Source organism: Lysinibacillus sp. G4S2 (genome assembly GCF_030348505.1).
Taxonomy (GTDB): Bacteria; Bacillota; Bacilli; order Bacillales_A; family Planococcaceae; genus Lysinibacillus.
This window is the reverse complement of sequence record NZ_JAUCFJ010000002.1, coordinates 1,783,579-1,802,137: the sequence shown is the minus strand read 5'-3', so window position 1 is coordinate 1,802,137 and position 18,559 is coordinate 1,783,579. Positions and strand designations below refer to the sequence as shown.

Below are 18,559 nucleotides of genomic sequence, written 5' to 3'. Positions count from 1 at the left end.
AGCTAAGCTAAATGACCATCAACAATTTTAATGACTTTTAAGGCTGTTCCAGCATCAGTAAAAATAGCTCTTAAAAGCGAAGTCGGACCGAACTTAGCCCTGATGGCATGCTTTTTCATTAATTAACAATCATTCTGTTTAAAGTATTGCGGGATATCTACGTCATGTAATTCTGCCGTCTTCAAATATTCAGAATATAGCTTCGGTTGTTTATCAAATAAACTGAGCAATGCTTTCCCTAACTGGGTAGGATGGTATGCACCCGAAAATGCAGTGTACAAAGCTCTTACAACATTTTCATTAAAATTATATTCCTCTAGATAACAACATATTAAATATTTGTTCTCTCTTGCCCAATCAAATTTATTGATTTTTGGAAATTGCGAAAAAGCAATGTCTCCTAAATTTTCGATAAAACCTTTGTCAATTAAAATTCGAAGGTCCTGTTTTCTCTCATCTGAAGAAGAAAAATAGTTGTCATTTAGATTTTCAGAAACACTAGATACAAATTCGTTCAGTTGCTCTACAAGTTAGGAGTGGCTGAACCAGCTAATCCGTATAACTGATAGGCATTAGCACTGATTGTAGGTGCATAAAGCTGCACTTCAGATAAACTGTTTACTGCTACAGTGTTATTACTTTGTAAAATCATATGACCTTGTCTATTTGTTAAATAGGAGTCGTTAGTAAACCGAATAGATTTGGAACTGTACACATCTCCCTCTTGCATGTAGATGTTGTTTCCTACTCGGATATCTTGTTGAATATTAATATTCCCTGAATGGATGGTACCTAAGTTACCACTGATGTCTGAAAGAGCATAAATCTCGCCAACAAATTTAATTTTACTTGCCCTAATCAGTACTTCAGATTCAGTCTGATTAATCAGCGAAGATATTGTGTTACCGTTATAATCCTTAGTACTTACCTTTTGCGAGATTTGATGAGCTTGCTGGGTGATTGTTGATTCGGCATTCGCTACTCTGGTATCCACACCATGGAGCTGAGCGCCTTGAGAACTTACCATTGATTGGATTTGATCAGCTCGAATGTTGATAGCAGTCATCTCATTCGTAATTCGATTATTTACGGACATATTGATGCTATCAGCTTTTACATCAATCCTAGCAATCGATTTATTTAACTGTTCAACTTCAATCGTTATACGGTTATCCGTTTGTGTGATGGCTGACCTAAATTCTTTTTTGCTTTCGTCGATTACTTCTTCTAGCTCTTCTTTTGTATCAGCAAGATCCTCTTCTCCATCAAGCTCGTTATCGGACATTGATCGTGGTAATGAATTGCCCAGCGTTACTTCAATGGTTTTTAACTCGTCTGTGATTTCGTCTACTACACAAATTCGTTTAAGAATTCGAGTCTGAAGCTCTAACCCATCTATTGGCTCGTAAATCAGCCAAACCTTTTCACCTAAAGCCTTATCTAACAATTCGAGTGTATCAAGTTCAAAGCCAACCTCTGGATAGTCAATAAGTGAATCTTTGGCTTTTTTCAACAAATTATCTGCGTGTGTAAATCGCTCGTCACTTATTGGATCAGCTACACGGATGCCCCATAGCGTGTGATTCGGTGATGTATAAGTCACTGTTAAATCATCTTTCCCTGTAGCTGTGATTTGTGTTCGCAGATGGGTCGTGGCGATTTTTCTGCTAAGTGTCTTAATGTTATGACCGTATCGATACTGTGCATTGTTGTCTGGACCAAATGATTTACTAAAATGGCACTCGCTTATTTGTAAGAATCTCAAATTCATAGTTGAAGGCATCGCATATTTGATTTACACATTGGATGATGTTCTTTGAACCGAATTTTGTAATTGTAGCCGTTTCAGTAAAATCACATGTAACAACCCATCCGGTACCAGCAAACAAGTAATTTACAAACTCCTGACTAGAGTGGGTACCACCATAAGTCGTATCTTTAAAGTGATAAGATAGGTCAAAGAATGTCGAAGAACTTACAGGCATTAATCGTAAAATGATTTATAAACTAATAAAAGAAGAAGGCTTGAAGGAATAGTGTTAGACTTTTTCCTTTCAAGCCTTCTTTGTGCTCTAATTTAAAATCCGAAGAAGCTCTACTACTTTTTTCTTCGCTTGTTGCAAGCTATCTTGAGCTCCTATACAAGATGGACAGCCTGATTCACAAGCACAGCCCGCTACATGCTCCAATGTCTTAATCAATAGCTCCTCCCACAAATCGTACACCTTTTCACTTAGTCCGATTCCGCCCGGATACTTATCGTAAACAAAGAATGTTGGCAGTTCATTATGTGAGGCCTTTACTTGTGGTACCACAGCTACATCGCTACTGTCACATTGAATGAATATTGGAATGAAAGCATTCATCGCGTATGCAGCACCAGCCATAGCATCTGTAAGCTCTGCCTCAGACCACTGTGTTGAATTATTGAACGATAGCCACGATGAACTTGTATGCATTTCGTCGGGTGGTAAATGTATTGGACCCGAACCTATATTATCATGATTTCCATTGAACTTTATTTTTTTAAATATCGTTGCCTGCGCGACTAATCCTACATCACCGAAGCTTATGATACCACCCTTATAATCTCGACTTCGATCTTCCTCTAACACTTTCATCTCAACTGCTAGATTCGCGTCCGTATAGTAATCGACATCTACTTCACGTACATACGCTTTTTTCTCTTCCCAATCCAGCTTTTCAACTTGAAATTGAATGCCCTGATGCAAATAAATGGCCTCTTCATGTAATAATGTCATTGCACTATGGCGATCCATTTCACCAATTACCTTTGTCTGCGCAGGGACAGTCAAATCAATGATAACAACATTTTCTTGTGAAGCCGAACGAAGACTAATGTCATGTGCTGGGAAACGGTCACTCATCCAATGCCACTTCTCAGTCGTTTTAAAAACAACGCCTTCCTCCGCTAAATATTCAAGTAGTTCCTGAATCTCATATTCACCATACGTATCGCGCGAGGAGAATGGTAGCTCAAACGCTGCACATTTCAAATGATCCATTAAAATTAGCATATTTTCAGGATAAATACGGGCTTCCTCAGGTGCACTGCCAAGTAAAAAGAGAGGATGGTTCACCACGTACTGGTCGAGTGCTGCTGATTGCGCTACATAAATAATTAGCGCCTCGTCCTGACGACGCCCAGCGCGACCTGCTTGTTGCCAAGCACTTGCGATATTTCCCGGGTAACCTGTCATGATACATGCTTGTAATTGACCAATATCCACGCCCAGTTCAAGCGCATTTGTACTAACTACCGTTTGAATAGTACCGTCACGAAGCCCTCGCTCAATAACACGTCGCTCAGAAGGCAGATACCCCCCTCGATAACCGCGCACCGATTCATCCAAAAGCTTATTGCGTGTTAGCTCCTTTAAATACGTCACAATCATTTCTACACGTACACGACTTTTAGCAAAAATAATAGTTTGAATACCTGCTGTATATAATCTTTTAGCGAGGTCACTTACCTCCAAAACAGCACTTCGACGCACGCCAAATGTTTTATGGACGATTGGTGGGTTATAAAAAAGAAATGTCTTTTTCCCAACAGGCGCTCCGGAATCGGCGATTAGAGCATGGCTTTCATTCGTTAAAGCTTCAGCTAATTCTTTTGGATTTTTAATGGTTGCTGACGTACAAATGAAAACCGGCTTACTGCCATAAAATTCACAAATACGCTTTAACCTTCGAATAACATGCGCAACATGAGAACCAAACACACCTTTATATGTATGCAACTCATCAATGACGATATACTGCAAATTTTCGAATAGTGAAACCCATTTCGTATGATGTGGCAAAATCCCTGAATGAAGCATATCCGGATTTGTCATCACAATATGCCCTGCCTTACGAACCTTTTGGCGAATACCAGGCGCAGTATCACCATCATACGTATAGCTTAAAATTTCCTCACCACTTTGTTCGATTAATTCATTTAAATCATTTTTTTGATCCTGCGCTAAAGCTTTCGTTGGGAATAAATAAATAGCCCGCGCATTTTTATCCTCTAATATTTTTTGAAGTACCGGTAAATGGTAGCAATATGATTTTCCAGACGCTGTTGGTGTAACGGCAGTAAAGGAAACACCCTCCATTGCATAATCAAATGCCTGACGCTGATGGGTATACAGTTGTTCTATCCCTCTTGCTTGAAGGGCATTTACAAGTGAAGGATGTAAATTTCTCGGGAAAGGTGCATAATTAGCTTCACGCCCATCAAGCGTTTGCCAATGTAAAATACGTTCCTTTAATTCCTCGTCATATCTCCACTCGTTTAACAATTCACTAATGGTCCTTTTTTTCGATAACATCCATTTGTTCCTCCTTCACTAACCGATCAAAAATCTTCAACGTATAAGAGGTTGAATGAATCGCATCTAAAAAACGTTTTTTACTTGTTTCTTTATAAAAGGATTGCACAACAAATTGCTCCATCGATTCAACCACTGAAGCAATTTGTTGTGCATGCATATATTTGGGTCGATTTTTTTGAATCCACATATTCGCCTCTTGCTGCCATTCCTTTAAAAGCTGGTGAATGACATCAGCGTGTGGCTTAACATCCGTGAAAAAGTCTGGAGTACGATCCTCCTCACGCATTTGCCAGAAGCGTGAAACACATTTTTCACATTCATCTATTAATATGGAAGTTTGCTGTATTAATAACAATTCCGCACCTCATCTCATCAATTACAATATTATCGTAACTAGCTGACAATTTCGTTAACCTCTAAAAAGAAGTTCGAATTTTATCTTTTGCTTCATCCTTAAAATGAAGATTCATCTACATGAACGTAAACGCATAGTATCATTTTAAGCTCATTTTTCGAAACAACGATTTTAAAACTCGTCCAACTAAAAAAACCGTCTGCTAAATTATTTACGCTATATGAGCAAATTTACTCCCAATGATTTATAAATGCTTTTGTTTGTCCCAAAGCATCGCATTCATTATGGTAAATAGTGTATGAAAAATACTCATATTGCGTTAGTTAAATTGCATATGAGATAAGTGTACCAAAGTCTATCATTTTTCACTACTTATAGGCGAACAAGCATTCTTTACTTGCCAGTTCTTTTCTGCTAAGCTTACTTTCTGGCTAACAGATTTGAGCTGCATAAAAAAATGCAAGCTCTGTGCATTGTTTTCCAAAGACACTCTCGTTAAAAGTAATTGATTGACCAGATCCAACTGCGCAACTAATTGTCCTAACTTGTTCAATTTAACGCCTCCTTTTACTTTACTTATGTATTCCTCGCATGTATAAAATTACCTTCATGCGTGACAAAATAAGCGTAAGTTAGCTGAAAGAAGAAGTATTTCGATAAAGTTTAATTGAACAATTCTATCAATCAAGTTGTCTTCAAAGTCGGTATGTATGTAGTAATGCTAATGTGGCGAACAGTTCTCTATAAAATGTGCTTAGAAATTTCGTCTGTTATTTTGACGATTCAAGTGATAGAACTAGTTGTGCTACATGATATTTTTCGACTTTAAGAGGCGAAAATTGCCCAACTATTGGTTATTTTTTTAGTAATTTTAACCATCACTAATCTAGCATCAAACATACTATTAATGGAAGTGGAGAACTGCTACAGAATCATGGTAAACTATTGTATAATAGCAGTATTATAGAGGGTGAACTAAGTGACAATTCGTTATCCGAATGGGAAGTTGTATTCTCCTAATCCAGCTGTGCCAAAAACAGCAAAAAAGACGAAAGATAAGGATTTATCTTTTAGTAATCGAGGAAAAACACTAGAGGATGAAATTAATGAAGCAAACGACTATTATGTAAAAAGGCGACTTGCTATCATTCATAAGAAACCTGTTCCCGTGCAAATCGTCAAAGTAGAGTACCCATCACGAAGCGCTGCAGTTATTCGTGAAGCTTATTTTCGAACGCCATCAACAACGGATTACAATGGAGTTTGGAACGGGCATTATATTGATTTTGATGCAAAGGAAACTGCTTCAAAAACCAGTTTCCCCCTAAAGAATATTCATTTACATCAAATGACACATATGCAGCAAGTGACGGAACAAAATGGTGTGGCTTTTATTATCGTTCGTTTCTCAGCTTATGAACGATATTTTATCGTGCCATACGAAGTTTTACAAAAGGCCTGGCTAGCGATGGAAAACGGTGAACGTAAATCGATACCCTTTTCAACGATTGAAAAGGAAGCTTTTGAAATTTCCACAAGCTATTATCCACGTATCGATTATTTACCGATTATCCAAAAGCTCATTGAAGCACAAAGCCATGGTTCTGAAAGTGAGGAGATAGTAGAATGACTGAACGTCGTCGAACACGCGGTGAGCACCAAAAGGCTCTCGCTCAAAAAAATAAAAAAAGTGCGCCTCCAAAATCATCGAAGAAAAAATGGTTCAAGCGCATTACGTTAACACTTGTGGCAATTGTAGCTGCATGCTTTATTGGAGGTGCTGGGTTATTCGCCTATTATGCAAGTACCGCACCTGAACTAGATGAAAACTTACTGAAGGACCCCGTTTCTTCTGAGTTCTATGATAAAAACGGTGAATTATTTGCAACAATTGGTGCAGAAAACCGTAAATATGTAAAATATGAAGATATACCTGAGGATATGGTTAACGCAATCCTCGCAACGGAAGATGTACGCTTTTTCGAGCATGGTGGTATGGATTTTTATCGCCTTGGTGGCGCAATACTCGCTAACTTCCGTGATGGCTTCGGGGCACAAGGAGCTTCTACATTAACACAGCAAGTTGTTAAAAACTCATTTTTACAAAATGAGAAAAAATTAAAACGTAAAGCACAGGAAGCTTGGCTTGCCTTCCAATTAGAACGTAAATATTCAAAAGAAGAAATTTTTGAAATGTACTTTAACAAAATGCTGATGTCAGGTCGTGTTTACGGCTTCGGAACAGCTGCTCAATATTTCTATGGTAAAGATTTAAAAGATTTAACTTTAGATGAAGAAGCATTACTTGCAGGTTTAGTACAACGCCCAAATGCTTATAATCCATTAAAAAATCCTGAACTTGCAGCAAAACGTCGTAATACGGTTCTAGGATTAATGTATCAACATGGTAAAATTACAAAAGCTGAGATGGAAGAAGCAAAGAAAGTAGACGTGCAAGCTGGTCTAGCTGACGATGCAACACGTCAAAAATTTACTGGCTCTAAATATGATGCCTTCCTTGATGTTGTTATTAATGAGCTAGAAGATAACGGTGACGGTAATGCAATGGCGGAAGGTATTAAAGTCTACACAACTCTTGATCCGAAAGCACAACAAGCTGTTGAAAAAATTATGAACGATGACAGTAACTTCCCAACAGAAAAGATTCAATCAGGTGTAGCTGTCATTGATACAAAAACGGGTCAAATTCAAGCGATTGGCGGCGGACGCGATTACGGAGCTGACCGTGGTTGGAACTATGCATATGACTTAAAACAACAACCAGGCTCTACAATGAAGCCATTACTCGATTATGGACCAGCAATCGAAAATTTAAAATGGTCAACTGGTCAAACACTTGTGGATGAACCGATCAAATACACAAATTCGGAACAAACCATCACAAACTGGGATGGTAAATATATGGGTGCAATAACAGCACGTAAAGCTTTATATGCTTCACGTAACGTTCCAGCTGTAAAAGCATTAAAAGAAGTTGGACCTGACAAAGCAAAAGAATTTATTGGTCGTTTAGGTATTGAAGCTGAAAATGTTTATGAATCTGATGCGATCGGTGGTGGGGATATTACGATGTCTCCAATGCAAATGGCAGCTTCCTATGCAGCATTCGGGAATAATGGTGTTTACACTGACCCTCATTCGATTACAAAAATCGTTTACCGTGACGGTAAAACAACAAAAGACTATACACCAGAGTCTAATGTTGCGATGAGCGATTATACAGCTTATATGGTGACAGATATGCTACGTGACGTTGTCGGCAATAAGCCGGATGCATCAGGTACTGCTGCTAATGTTTCTGGATTAGATATCGCAGGTAAAACAGGGACAACAAACTACTCAAAAGCTGATTTTGACAAGTATAATTTACCAGATACAAGTGTGCCGGATTCATGGTTTGCTGGTTACACAACAAATTATTCTATCGCTATTTGGAGTGGTTATGAAAAACACTTTGATCCGATTACAACTTGGGATGAACGTCGTTTACCACAACATTTATTTAAAAAAATTATGAAAGAGATTTCGGCAGACGTTGAAACACCAAATTTCAAAAAACCAAGCTCAGTTGTAGAAGCAACAATTGAAGTAGGCTCAAAGCCACTTAAATTAGCAAGTGATTACACACCAAAAGAAAAACGTCAAACAGAGCTATTTGTTCGTGGTACAGAGCCTAACGAAGTTTCAAATAAATACGAAGTTCCGGAACTTACTACACCTTACAATGTAAGTGCAAGCCTAAGTTTAGAAGGTCAATCTATTGATATTTCTTGGGAGCATGATGCAATGCTTAATCCGGAAACAAATGAACCACTACCAACTACCTTCGAGGTAACTGCTAAACGAGAAGGTGGAGAGACTGTTTCTCTTGGTAAAACGGAAAGCAAGGGCTTAACAGTTAGCAACACACTGGAAGATGGCAATTACACGATTTCTGTCGTAGCAGTTGCAGACGGTACACGCAGTAAACCAGGTACAACATCCATCCAAGTAACAGGTATGACCGATGAAAATAAAGAGCCTGATACTCCAGAACAACCTGGTGTTGAGGAGCCAACATCGCCTGATCAAGAAGGCGATAACGGTGACAACGGCGACAAAGGTAATCAAAACGGCAACCACAATGGCAATGAAAATGGGAACAATGGCAATCACAACGGCGATGGAAATAGTACCGATGGCAATAATAACAACAATGGGAATGGCAACACCGGCAATGCAGGAAATAATGGGAACAACAGTAACACCGGCAATGCAGGAAATAACGGAAACAACAACGGCAACAATAATGGTGGCCAACCACCAACTCCACCAACCGAACCCGCAGTACCGGATGATGGTGGCGGCAATAAGACTGAATAAAAAAAGCAGAGTAGCGTGATTGCTACTCTGCTTTTTTATCTCTTCAGTTTGCTGAATCTATCTAACGAATGAGCACTTCTATCCGTCGCTTCAGCTATTTATCCGTCTATCTTAGCTTTTTGCTGCCTGCAAACGTAGTCGTGCTGCTCGTTTTTTTGTTTCCTTAAATAATTCATCCAGCTGACGATAACAAGCATATTGGCCAGGTTTTGCTTTAATAAAGGCCAATCGTTCAACACCATTAATGGGTAATATCTCCTCACCCGCTTCTTGCACTAAACGCTCAAACAATAAGATGGCCTCTTCCATTAAGCTCTTTGCTTTACCGTTTCTTGCATCATGAGCAGAATGGATTTTTGCTTCAAGTACTGTCCACTCTTCATACCAAGCATCCATTTTTTCCTTTGTGATTACCTCTACATTCACGTTTCTTTCACCAGCCCTTTTTTCAAACGCTTTTGCCCTTCTCTACAATCATCAAATAAAGGGCATGTGTGACAGCCAGGATTTTGAGCCTTACAATGGTAACGGCCGAAGAAAATTAGCTGATGATGGGTTTTCGACCACTTGTCCATCGGAGTTTTTTTCATAATTGTTTCTTCGACCTCTAGCACTGAATCCTTCCAGCGACATAGCCCTAATCGTTTAGACACACGCTCTACATGCGTGTCCACTGCAAGAGCAGGAATATCAAAAGCTACAGACAACACAACATTAGCCGTTTTACGACCAACACCAGGCAAAGTGACTAACGCTTCTCGGCTTACTGGTATTTCGCCGTTGTATTCCTCCAACAGTCTTTGACATAACGCTTGAATATTCTTCGCTTTATTTCGATAAAGGCCGATGGAGCGAATGTCCTGTTGTAGCTCATCTAATGATACAGCTAAATAATCTTCTGGCTTTTTATACTTTTGAAACAATGTTTTCGTTACCTTGTTTACAAGTACATCCGTGCACTGCGCCGATAATAACGTGGCAATAGTTAGCTCAAACGGATTGTCATGCACTAGCTCACAATGTGCATCAGGAAACATACGATCCATTTCCGCTAGACAATGCTCCCATTGTTTTTTTGTTAACATAACGGAAGCCCCCTATTCTCTTTCTTCTAACCAATTATAAAATGGTACTTTATTTGTCGACTGCATTTCTTGTTGCATTGTACGGACTGGCGGTCTATTAAAAGTTTGTTTTTCACGGAACTGCTCACTTTGTTTTTGTGCAGCCTGCGGTGTCGTAATATTTTTCTTTTTCCATTCAAGCAATATTCGATCAATATAACGAATACTCACCTTGCCAGCAAACACAGCCTCCTTCAGCGCCTCCTTAATAAGCGCTGGGCTGTGCTTATCCTCATCTAACCAAGAACCGATTTTTTCTAGCTCTAAAGGAGATAAAAGACGCCCCATTTCCTCTTCAAATATCCGGAATACTTCACCTTCTTCTTGTCGAAGTGATGCTGCTGATTTTTGGTGCTCCTTCATTTCAATAATCTGCATAATACGCTCCCAAAGTGGGTATACCGAATATTTTTCATATAGCTTGCCACTTGCATCGACATCGCTTGTAATTTCAAGGAAGCCTTTTTGCATTAAGCGCTGTAGACGTGAAGTAATGTCATTGTCAGACATTGTGAGACGATTTTTCAGATCATTAGGTGTCGGAAAATCATTACCCTCCATATGGAACGCAAGTAAATGTATGACAATCAGCGCCTCTTCATCCTCAATATTTAACTCCTTATAAAACTGAAAAAAAAGCTGAGGAATTTGGATCATTCTCTGCTCAGTCCATGTACGGAGTCGATTATTGTTTGTGTTCATAGTATACTTGACTCCTTTTTCCATCGTAAGTAGAAAAGCCGCGTAGACATATCACTACGCGACTTTTTAATTTAATCAATTTCGACCAGGTTTTATCTTCATTTGCTGAATGAAGATAAGACCAAACTAGTTGTTGCTTATGGATATAAGCGATTAAGTAAACGTGGGAATGGGATTGTTTCACGGATATGCTCAGTGCCAGAAATCCATGCCACTGTACGTTCCAATCCTAGACCGAAGCCTGAATGTGGTACAGATCCTTGTTTACGTAGTTCTAAATACCATGCATAAGCATCTAAAGATAAATGATGTTCTTCAAGACGAGATTTTAATAAATCATAGTCATGGATACGCTCAGAACCACCAATTATTTCACCATAACCTTCTGGTGCAATTAAATCTGCACATAATACTACATCATCGCGATCAGGATGCGGTTGCATGTAGAATGGCTTAATGCCTACTGGGTAGCAAGTGATGAAGACAGGTTTGTCAAATGAATTGGCAATTGCTGTTTCATGTGGTGCACCGAAATCATCGCCCCATTCAATATCGTCAAACCCTTGTTCATGTAATAATTTAATGGCATCGTCGTAAGAAATACGAGGGAATGGCGCTTTGATATTTTCAAGTTTTGATGTATCACGACCAAGTCGCTCTAATTCTAATTTGCAGTTTGTCAGAACTGATTGTACGATGTGCGCTACATATTGTTCTTGCACTTCTAGGTTTTCTTCAAATTCTACAAATGCCATTTCTGGCTCAATCATCCAAAACTCGATTAAGTGACGGCGTGTTTTAGATTTTTCAGCACGGAACGTCGGACCGAATGAGAATACTTTACCTAATGCCATCGCAGCCGCTTCCATATAAAGCTGACCAGATTGAGAAAGGTATGCATCTTCATCAAAATATTTTGTATGGAATAGCTCAGAAGTACCTTCAGGAGCTGAACCTGTTAAAATTGGTGGGTCCATTTTTGTAAAGCCATTATCGTTGAAAAACTCGTAAGTTGCACGAATAATTTCGTTACGGATTTTCATAATTGCATGTTGCTTGCGAGAACGTAGCCATAAGTGACGGTTATCCATTAAAAACTCTGGCCCATGTTCTTTTGGTGTAATCGGAAAATCTGTAGCAGCATGTAATACTTCAATACCAGTTACAGCTAGCTCACAGCCAAAGCTTGAACGCTCATCGGCTTTAACCTCTCCCGTAATGTACATTGAAGTTTCTTGGGTCATACCTTTTGCAATAGCAAAAATTTCTTCGCCTACTTCTTCTTTCACAACAACGCCCTGAACAAAGCCAGAACCATCACGTAATTGTAAAAAGGCAATTTTCCCACTTGATCGTTTGTTTGCTAACCAAGCGCCTAGCTTGACTGTTTCACCGATATGTTTTGGCATATCTTGAATCATAATTTTTTTCATAGAAATCCTCCAAAGTTGGTTAAAAGGATTAGTCTTGCCATTTTGATTTAACAAATGTATCAATTCGACGGACTGCCTCTTCTAATAAGTCTAAAGATGTAGCATAAGATAATCGCATTGTAGTTGGTGCACCAAAGCCAGAGCCTGGAATCACTGCTACGTTTGCTTCTGTTAAAATATCTGCAGCGAATGCATCTACTGAATCATAGCCAGTATGAGCCATAGCTTCTGCTACATCTGGTAATAAGTAGAATGCCCCCTGAGGTTTTAATACGTTGAAGCCAGGAATTGCACTAAGCTGTGGATAGATTTTTTCAAGACGAGATTCGAAAGCTTGACGCATTTCTTCTACAGCGTCTTGTGGTCCGTTATACGCTTCCACTGTTGCATATTGTGCAGTTGTTGTTGCGTTTGATGTAGAGTGAGATGCAAGGTCAGTCATTGGTTTAATAATGTCTGCATCGCCTGCAGCATACCCGATACGCCAGCCTGTCATAGAGTGAGATTTTGCAACACCATTTACAACGATTGTACGTGCTTTCACTGCATCAGATAGCTGTGCAATTGAAAAATGCTCAATACCATTGTATACAAGCTTCTCATAAATTTCATCTGACACGATTAAAATATCTTTTTCTTCTGCAACAGCAGCTAATTCAGCTAGCTCCTCACGAGAATAAATCATACCTGATGGGTTGCTAGGAGAGTTAATAATAACTGCTTTTGTTTTATCTGTCACAGCAGCTCTTAATTGGTCTGCAGTAATTTTATAGTTTTGCTCACGTGTGCCTTCAACATAAACAGGTACACCGCCCGCTAATTTCACTTGTTCTGGATAAGATACCCAATAAGGAATCGGAATAATAACTTCATCGCCCTCGTTTAAAATAACTTGGAATAAAGTGTAAAGAATATGTTTTGCTCCAACACCTACAATAACTTCATTCGGCTTATATGTAAGGTTGTTGTCGCGTTGTAGTTTATCGATAATAGCGTTCTTCAGTACAGGAAGACCGCCAGCAGGTGTATATTTTGTTAAACCTTTTTCCATCGAGTCAATGGCAGCATTTAAAATATTTTGTGGAGTGTTGAAGTCTGGCTCACCAGCGCCTAGACCAATTACATCAATACCTTGATCTTTTAACTCTTTTGCTTTCGCTGTAATTGCTAAAGTTGAAGATGGTGTTAAAGTTTTTACACGGTTTGCTAATAAATTTTTCATACGGGATCTACTCCTCTTATAAATTCGTAATGCGCGTCCACCAGTCGCCGTCCTTAAACATAATATAGACATAGTTGAGCTTATCGTGATCGTTTAGGTAAGTAATTTCCCAAACAGCACCTGGCTCTTCATAGCCTAATTTTACATTGAGGACCTTTTGTACATTTCCTTCTTTTTTAAAAACCGATAATGCTTCTTTTTCCGTAATACCATCTTTCAAAAATACTTCCTTAATTGAATCAGCTTCTAGATTCGTCGGAACAAAGACAGCCTTTTTATCACCATATTCATCTACCCCGAACACAGTAACATACGAATGTTTGCCATTATATGTGTAGGACTCCGAGACAATTGCGAGGGCTTTGGCATCGACTGCCAACTGTTCAGCCTGCTCTTCAATTGAACGGAATGGAGCCTCGGCTTTCCAGAGTACTAAAATACTAATGACAAGTGACAACGAAACCATAAAGACAGAAATGAAAATCAACCAGTTTTTCATATATTCACCTTATGTTTCACATCTAGCTTATTCTTCAACACGAATGCTTGATGCTTTTGCATGTTAATAACTGTGTATACATTCATTTTGCTTTCCATTTTTGTCAACCTGCTTTCTTTCCTCATACCACAACATTATACAACAATTTTGTGCTGTCGTGTTTCTTATTTTTATATATTATGCGTTGATAAAACAACGTTTTCGAATCGTCGGATTAGTCAGAAAAAATAACAACCCTTTCAAAGAAAAAATTCCTATTCACCAGTGCAAATAGGAAATCAATTATGCCATTAAAGAACTTATGAAAGTTCACAAATTACATAGTTTGAACGCCCACCATTTTTAGCGCGATACAAGCACTAATCTGCTTGCTCAAATAAATTCTTGTCGTGATAATTTTTCTGGTCATTGACACAAACGTCCATGCTCACATACTTTGAATAGTAAATTCCTACACATCATCTTCAAAGAATTTTTCTAATCAGTCTCGCGAAATGTCAATATTTATATATATATATATTAGCACAGTTCCCTCCATTATTGTCCCCATTGCCTATTGTTTTCACCCATATCATGAAGTGATTAGCGATTTAAAGTATCGGAAAAGGGACGTGATGTATTGAGTAAGAAAATTAATCCTACTGATCCAGCAACGATTCCAAAATTTGTGGATGAGCTGCCAAAACCAATTACTGCTAAACCGAAACACTATAGAGGCCAACAGAAAATTGATTATTATGAACTACAAATGATCGAAGCAGAGCATTGTTTTCATAAATATTTCCCAAAATCAATCATTTGGGGCTATAACGGGCTTTATCCAGGACCAACTATTGAAGCTATAAAAGACAAAACCACTTATGTTAAATATAAAAATTATTTGCCCTTAAAGCATTTCTTACCAGTTGATTTTTCCCTTCATGCTGCCAACGATTCTCAAGAGGTAAGAACTGTTACACATTTACATGGCGCAAATGTAGATTGGGAAAGTGATGGTCATCCAGACGCATGGTACACAAGAGATTATACGCATACTGGGCCAAAATTTAATAAAGAAACACATGAATACACAAATCACCAACCCGGCACAACACTGTGGTACCATGACCATGCAATGGCATTAACTCGCCTAAATGTTTATGCGGGATTAGCAGGGTTTTATTTACTTCGAGACTCACTAGAGGAACGTTATAACCTACCATGCGGTGACTACGAGTATCCAATATTAATACAAGATAAATCTTTTAATGAAGACGGCTCGCTTTTCTATCCTGATGAGCCACCATTCCCCGTTCCTGTACATCCGTCCATTACACCTGGATTTGTCGGCGACACCATCGTCGTGAATGGAAAAGTCTGGCCATATTTAAATGTCGAACCTCGTAAATATAGATTTCGTTTTTTAAACGGCTCCAATAGAAGGGGCTATGTCATTAGCCTTTCAAATGGGGATCCTCTTATTCAAATTGGTACAGATGGTGGCTTTTTAACAGCTCCTCGAGAAATTCAACTTGTTAAGTTATTACCTGCTGAACGAACAGATGTCATTATCGATTTTTCAAAATGTGAAGGTCAGGAAATAACATTAATGAATTCTGATGAAGATTTTATTGATGAACATACAAGAGTCATTATGCAGTATAAAGTTATTCTTCCACTAGAATGCGAGGATACTAGTGAAATCCCAGAACGACTCGCTGTTTCAATGGATTTACATCCACACGATGCTCATATTGAGAGACATCTACCTTTAACTGCTACGACAGATGATTTTGGTCGACCAATGTTATTATTAAATAATCGAATGTACCATGACCCTGCTACTGAAAAACCTGCACTTGATAGTGTAGAGATATGGAATTTTATTAATGCCACACAGTTTGTTCACCCTATTCATCTACATTTAATTCAATTTAAAATACTAGAACGACGCCCTTTCAATATGGAACTATATCAAAATGAAGGAAGGCTAGAATTTACAGGTCCCCCAGAAGAACCGCATGACTATGAGCAAGGTTGGAAGGATACTGTTAAAGCAGAAGCAGGAAAAGTTACTAAAATTATTATGCACTGGAAAGATCATGTCGGTCATTATATGTGGCATTGTCATTTCCTCGAACATGAAGATCACGACATGATGCGACCAATACTCGTCATGAAGGACGTTCACCCTGTGCAACAGCCACATGCCGAAATTCATAATGAAAAAGAGCATTCACCAGCCCAGAATCATGCCACTATTACTGTTACGAGCAATAATCAACAAACGATACCTCTCTTGAACAACACTCAAAACATCACTCGCTCAACTGAAGATAAAGTAGAATCTTCTCCTATTTCATTGCAAATATTTGATTTAGAAGACGAGATAGAAAATATTGAGCAAACTACACCTCTCTTGAATATTACTCAAAACATTACCCGCTCAACTGAAGAACAAATAGAATCCTCTTATGTTTCTTTACAAACATCTGATTTAGAAGACAAGGTGGAACATAATCCGCAAACTACACCACTCTTAATCAATACTCCAAACATCGCTCTTGCATCTGAAGAAAAAGTAGAACCTTCTCATGTACTTGATATAAAAGACGACACGGAGCATAAAATTGTTCATGAAGTTACTAATATACGAAATATTCCACAACCAATTTTCCCGTCCGCTGAGTTTCAACCTCGAGAAAGAATCGCTAGTAGGCGCCCAAGAAGATGGTTCTAGCGTTACATTTATGATGCAGGGACATAACTAGTTGATATTAAAGAAAAAGAGAAATCGAAACAGCATCGATTTCTCTTTTTTCTTGTTTGACCAAGTCACTCTATCTTCTTTACCCTATTTCTCTGTTAACGGCCTTGCATTTCTATGGATTTACTGCCGTTAATGTACATTCAGGAAAATTAAATAACCATCTTCCATATGATATTTTCAGTTATCAGGTTTAGATGGATACTCTTTACATTCTTCCTTTTGTTCCTTTAAATAATGGTTCTACGCAAGAACTGCTCTTCAATTCGACCAAGGAAATAAATTACAATATTCAGAAAAATATTCAAACAAACGTTTTCAGAGACGATTTCACAAAGATTCCCTTGACCATTTCGTTTTCGCCATATTTAAAAGTAATCTGGAATCCGGACGTAATTATGTCGAGGCAAAATTGTTTTTTGTTTCGTGTACCCAAAATTGAAAAGTGAATATTTTACTGAGCAATTGGCTTCTTTAAAATCATTTTACTACTGCGCTCTCTTCAAATCGCAAAATCCTCTTTGTTGCTATTGCCATCACAACCATGACAACACTAATTATTAAAATAGGAACATAGATGTTAACACTAAAACCTTCGAATAACAGCCCATACAATATTTGCCCTATTGGTGCCATACATTGAGAAACGGCAATGATAATCGCCATGACCTTCCCTAAGTTTTCATTAGGTGTTTCTTTTTGTACAACTGTAATAACGTAAATGGAAATGATCGTCATAATCATAGCTATTAACAGTGCACTACCTACAAATAAAGTATAGGATGGATAATAGCCAATTTTAAGCATGAGAGGCGTAACCGATAAAGCCATTGGGACAATCAATAAAGCAGTGATAAAAATCCAAAAATACAAATTATTGATGCCCATTTTTTTCGCAAAATACCCCATTGATAAAGCCCCTAAGATTGTAGCAAAATCGATTAACCCCATCCCTACTCCATATAATGTATCACTACTATGCAAGGTGACACGGAGGATAATCGGTACACCCACAACAAACAGGGGTGTTAATAATAAGTTTAATAATGCTGCTAAAACCATACATTTGAAAATAAAAGATTGCTTAACTGCATAACTAAAGCCCTCTTTCAAATCGTTTACAAGCGTTGGAATAATGTGCCCTTTCTGTTCTCGTTGCTTAAATGGTATTTGAATAAACATCTCTAATATAGCAGAGAAGAAAAAGAAGACACCGCTTACTATGACAAGCACTTTTAAGCCAATCATGCCATATAGTATCCCCCCTAATACAGGAGCTGCTACATTGGATAACGCTTGAATACCATTGACAATTCCATTTGCTTGCTCAAGCTTTCCCTCTTCTACAAGTACTGGAATACTGGCCATCACTGTAGGTGCATACATGGCACTAACGAGGGAAAGTAGCACCATCACAACACCAATCAACAAAATAGAACTATTACCAATTGCTAATACTGCAAAGAAAATAAAAACAATTATGCTACTAGTAAAATCGAAAATCACCATTAAATTACGACGATTAAACCTGTCAGCAATAGCTCCTCCAAGTGGTGCTAGTAAAAATGGGATACTCGATATCGCAAATAGTACTGCAAAAAGATCTGCACGTCCTGTAATATCTAATACATAAAGTGATAAGGCAAACCTTAAAAGCGCAGATCCTAAAATTGAAATAATTTGCCCAATCACCATAAGATTAAAATCTTTTGAAAAACCTTTTCGTTTAATCTGTGATTCCATTCATCAGAC

General features: G+C 38.3%; 14 protein-coding genes. 3 read left to right on the top strand and 11 right to left on the bottom strand.

Features of this window, described 5'->3' with window-relative positions; translation table 11 throughout:
- Window positions 1–523: 523 nt before the first annotated feature.
- The 4 genes from QUF91_RS09155 to QUF91_RS09140 all read right to left on the bottom strand — a co-directional run bounded on the left by QUF91_RS09155 (window position 524) and on the right by QUF91_RS09140 (window position 5,251).
- Complete coding sequence (locus QUF91_RS09155; protein ID WP_289417581.1) at window positions 524–1,771, bottom strand: phage tail protein; 1,248 nt, start codon at window positions 1,769–1,771, stop codon at window positions 524–526.
- 301 nt (window positions 1,772–2,072) lie between these two features.
- Complete coding sequence (locus tag QUF91_RS09150) at window positions 2,073–4,340, bottom strand: DEAD/DEAH box helicase (RefSeq protein ID WP_289417580.1); 2,268 nt, start codon at window positions 4,338–4,340, stop codon at window positions 2,073–2,075.
- Window positions 4,315–4,698, bottom strand: coding sequence for a YppE family protein (locus tag QUF91_RS09145; protein WP_289417579.1), 384 nt, complete (start codon window positions 4,696–4,698; stop codon window positions 4,315–4,317). Before QUF91_RS09145 ends, QUF91_RS09150 begins: the two co-directional genes overlap by 26 nt.
- Before the next feature lie 358 nt (window positions 4,699–5,056).
- Window positions 5,057–5,251 (bottom strand): endonuclease, encoded by a 195-nt coding sequence (locus tag QUF91_RS09140; RefSeq protein ID WP_289417578.1) that lies wholly within the window; start codon window positions 5,249–5,251, stop codon window positions 5,057–5,059.
- Between the two features lie 426 nt (window positions 5,252–5,677).
- Between QUF91_RS09140 and recU the strand changes: the two genes are divergently transcribed.
- On the top strand, window positions 5,678–6,328 hold the full coding sequence (recU, locus tag QUF91_RS09135) for a Holliday junction resolvase RecU (protein WP_285396766.1): 651 nt from the start codon (window positions 5,678–5,680) through the stop codon (window positions 6,326–6,328).
- Window positions 6,325–9,081 (top strand): transglycosylase domain-containing protein, encoded by a 2,757-nt coding sequence (locus QUF91_RS09130; RefSeq protein ID WP_289417577.1) that lies wholly within the window; start codon window positions 6,325–6,327, stop codon window positions 9,079–9,081. The genes recU and QUF91_RS09130 overlap by 4 nt, the downstream gene beginning before the upstream one ends.
- A gap of 111 nt (window positions 9,082–9,192) precedes the next feature.
- On the opposite strand, the gene QUF91_RS09125 is transcribed toward QUF91_RS09130, so the two are convergent.
- The 6 genes from QUF91_RS09125 to QUF91_RS09100 all read right to left on the bottom strand — a co-directional run bounded on the left by QUF91_RS09125 (window position 9,193) and on the right by QUF91_RS09100 (window position 14,061).
- Window positions 9,193–9,507 (bottom strand): YpoC family protein, encoded by a 315-nt coding sequence (locus tag QUF91_RS09125; protein WP_285396768.1) that lies wholly within the window; start codon window positions 9,505–9,507, stop codon window positions 9,193–9,195.
- Window positions 9,504–10,166, bottom strand: a complete 663-nt coding sequence (nth, locus tag QUF91_RS09120; protein ID WP_285396769.1) for an endonuclease III — start codon at window positions 10,164–10,166, stop codon at window positions 9,504–9,506. The genes QUF91_RS09125 and nth overlap by 4 nt, the downstream gene beginning before the upstream one ends.
- 12 nt (window positions 10,167–10,178) lie before the next feature.
- Entirely contained in the window at window positions 10,179–10,907 is a 729-nt protein-coding gene (locus tag QUF91_RS09115) for a DnaD domain-containing protein (protein ID WP_285396770.1), read from the bottom strand.
- A gap of 137 nt (window positions 10,908–11,044) precedes the next feature.
- On the bottom strand, window positions 11,045–12,340 hold the full coding sequence (asnS, locus tag QUF91_RS09110; RefSeq protein WP_285396771.1) for an asparagine--tRNA ligase: 1,296 nt from the start codon (window positions 12,338–12,340) through the stop codon (window positions 11,045–11,047).
- 28 nt (window positions 12,341–12,368) lie between these two features.
- Complete coding sequence (locus tag QUF91_RS09105) at window positions 12,369–13,562, bottom strand: pyridoxal phosphate-dependent aminotransferase (protein WP_285396772.1); 1,194 nt, start codon at window positions 13,560–13,562, stop codon at window positions 12,369–12,371.
- A gap of 16 nt (window positions 13,563–13,578) precedes the next feature.
- Window positions 13,579–14,061 carry a cell wall elongation regulator TseB-like domain-containing protein gene (locus tag QUF91_RS09100; RefSeq protein ID WP_285396773.1) on the bottom strand — a complete coding sequence of 161 codons (483 nt, stop codon included), beginning with the start codon at window positions 14,059–14,061 and terminating at the stop codon, window positions 13,579–13,581.
- A 619-nt stretch (window positions 14,062–14,680) separates the two neighbouring features.
- Here QUF91_RS09100 and QUF91_RS09095 point away from each other — a divergent pair.
- Complete coding sequence (locus QUF91_RS09095) at window positions 14,681–16,780, top strand: multicopper oxidase family protein (RefSeq protein WP_285396774.1); 2,100 nt, start codon at window positions 14,681–14,683, stop codon at window positions 16,778–16,780.
- A gap of 507 nt (window positions 16,781–17,287) precedes the next feature.
- Here QUF91_RS09095 and QUF91_RS09090 read toward each other — a convergent pair.
- Window positions 17,288–18,550, bottom strand: a complete 1,263-nt coding sequence (locus QUF91_RS09090) for an MFS transporter (protein WP_289417576.1) — start codon at window positions 18,548–18,550, stop codon at window positions 17,288–17,290.
- Window positions 18,551–18,559: the final 9 nt, after the last annotated feature.

Bases quoted from the DNA above. Each gene is read 5' to 3' on its own strand.
- nth (WP_285396769.1), bottom strand. From the start codon at position 10,166: ATGTTAACAAAAAAACAATGGGAGCATTGTCTAGCGGAAATGGATCGT.
- QUF91_RS09130 (WP_289417577.1), top strand. From the start codon at position 6,325: ATGACTGAACGTCGTCGAACACGCGGTGAGCACCAAAAGGCTCTCGCT.
- QUF91_RS09155 (WP_289417581.1), bottom strand. From the start codon at position 1,771: ATGAATTTGAGATTCTTACAAATAAGCGAGTGCCATTTTAGTAAATCA.
- QUF91_RS09105 (WP_285396772.1), bottom strand. From the start codon at position 13,562: ATGAAAAATTTATTAGCAAACCGTGTAAAAACTTTAACACCATCTTCA.
- QUF91_RS09100 (WP_285396773.1), bottom strand. From the start codon at position 14,061: ATGAAAAACTGGTTGATTTTCATTTCTGTCTTTATGGTTTCGTTGTCA.
- QUF91_RS09090 (WP_289417576.1), bottom strand. From the start codon at position 18,550: ATGGAATCACAGATTAAACGAAAAGGTTTTTCAAAAGATTTTAATCTT.
- asnS (WP_285396771.1), bottom strand. From the start codon at position 12,340: ATGAAAAAAATTATGATTCAAGATATGCCAAAACATATCGGTGAAACA.
- QUF91_RS09115 (WP_285396770.1), bottom strand. From the start codon at position 10,907: ATGAACACAAACAATAATCGACTCCGTACATGGACTGAGCAGAGAATG.
- QUF91_RS09150 (WP_289417580.1), bottom strand. From the start codon at position 4,340: ATGTTATCGAAAAAAAGGACCATTAGTGAATTGTTAAACGAGTGGAGA.